The organism is Jannaschia seosinensis (assembly GCF_001408515.1).
In the GTDB taxonomy this organism is placed as follows: Bacteria; Pseudomonadota; Alphaproteobacteria; order Rhodobacterales; family Rhodobacteraceae; genus Jannaschia; species Jannaschia seosinensis.
Window position 1 is genome coordinate 1 of the sequence record NZ_CYPR01000164.1, and the last position, 1,911, is coordinate 1,911.

Sequence of the window (1,911 nt, forward strand, 5' to 3'; positions counted from 1 at the left end):
GAGACTGCTTTCGCTGTTCAGCTCATGCAGTAGCTCGTGCCGGATCCTGATAATTCTCCTTCTTGGTGGACATCGCCCAGATCGCCCGGGCCATCCGGTTGGCCCGCGCGATCGCGACCAGCATCCGGGGCTTTCTCTCCAGCATCCGGGCCAGCCAGGACCCCTCGGGTATCGACCAGCGCCCCAGCCAGTTCAGGCGCGACATCGCCCCCGACGATCAGGAGGCGGCGGATGTCAGCCTGGCCGGCTTTCGACACGCGCCCGAGCCGCTCCTTGCCGCCTGATGAATGCTGACGTGGGACAAGCCCCAACCACGCGGCGAAATCGCGGCCGCGCCGGAAATTCATCATATCTGGCGCAAATGCCTCGATCGCGAGCGCGGTTAGCGGGCCGACTCCCGGCATCGTCTGCAAGCGACGAGCCGTGTCGCTTTTTTCTGCCGAGCTCTTCGCGATTTTCGTCCGAGCATCGATACGAGCCGTCTTTTTAGCAATTTGCCAGACCGCCGAAGTTCACATTCGGATCGCCCTCATGAACCGCTTCTCTGCCCTCGGCACCGCCAAGATTTTCCGCCTAACATGACGCCAGTATCGACGACTTCAGCCGCGAATGTCTGGCCGCCGCGGTCGACACCTCGCCCTCCGACCTCCAGGTCGCGCGCGAACGCGACCGGATCGCCGGGATACGGGGCTATCCCGGCATGGGGTCAGCGACAACGGCACCGAGCTGACCTCCGCGATCCTGCGCTGGCAGGCAGAGCGCAGCGTCGAATGGCACGACATCGCGTCCCGCTGCCCGGCAGGGTCATGCGAAGCATGATCCCGAAAGGGGGCAAGCCCGTGCGAGACATGGCCTGGTGGAGAGCTTCAACGGCCGACTCCGCGACGAATGCCTCATCCAGCACCTCTTCTCCAGCCGTCGTCCATTGGGCCCGAACCAATGGCGCCTTCAATGGACGACCATGCCCGCCAATCGATTGCGGCATGGCGCGACGATTGTAATTACCACCGCCCGCACACGAGCCTCGACGGGCCCACCCGGTGGGAACACCGAGACCGGCCAGAAAAGGGCCAAAGCCGGAATAGAGCTGACTTCTAGAGGACAATCCGGGGTGCAGGTCACTGAGACCACGCCCATTGGAGCGCGAGACGTAGTAGCCGCTGGACTGAATTACTTGGCATGTGTTGCTGCTAGTTGATTTGCAGGATCGCTACTGGAAGTGCCATAGGTTGACGCCTTCAACCAATCCTGCCGCTGTCTCTTGTTTGTGCGTCAAGGAGCAAGGGTATCAGATAACTCCGGTCTATAAGAACGGGTATCGAGCCTGGTGTCAGGCGCGATTTCTCACCCAGCGCACTGCGTGTGGCGACGAGGCAAAGCGTCGGGACCACCGATCAAGTCCATCTTTAGAGAACTGAATATAGCTGTTCCGTCCCGGATGATCACCTTTCCCCGCGACGATCCGCGCTCTTCATGGCAAGATCGGTTCTGAGGGACCTTCGAGACGGGGCACGACCATGCTGATACATCTTCACAAGCAGGCCACGACCACGCCGAAGGTGCGGGCAGCGATCCAGGCGAGCACGGAGCCTGCTCCGGTCCTGGCCGAGCGCTTCGGCATAACGGAGCAGACCGTTTACAAGTGGCGCAAGCGCGACAGCGTCGCGGATCGCAGCCACACGCCGCACAGGCTCCAGACGACGCTGACACCACCGCAGGAGGCCGTCGCGGTGGCCCTGCGAAAGGCGCTGCTGGTGTCGCTGGATGATCTGCTGGCGGTTGTGCGGGAGTTCCTGAACCCGAACGCCTCGCGCTCGGGGCTGGACCGCTGCCTGCGCCGGCATGGCGTGGGGAACCTGCGCGACCTGAAGACCAAGGCGGCCAAGCCGAAGCACAGCGCCTTCAAGGCCT

At 62.9% G+C, this 1,911-nt stretch carries 1 protein-coding gene and 2 pseudogenes; 2 read left to right on the forward strand and 1 reads right to left on the reverse strand.

Annotation, left to right across the window (positions count from 1 at the left end; all coding sequences use genetic code 11):
* Positions 1–22: 22 nt before the first annotated feature.
* A pseudogene (locus tag JSE7799_RS19915) lies at positions 23–497 on the reverse strand (transposase); the annotation flags it as partial.
* A gap of 92 nt (positions 498–589) precedes the next feature.
* Between JSE7799_RS19915 and JSE7799_RS21795 the strand changes: the two are divergent.
* Positions 590–1,098: pseudogene (locus JSE7799_RS21795) on the forward strand (integrase core domain-containing protein); the annotation flags it as partial.
* A gap of 419 nt (positions 1,099–1,517) precedes the next feature.
* A partial coding sequence (locus tag JSE7799_RS12705; protein ID WP_503089886.1) for a transposase family protein occupies positions 1,518–1,911 on the forward strand: 394 nt, incomplete at its 3' end.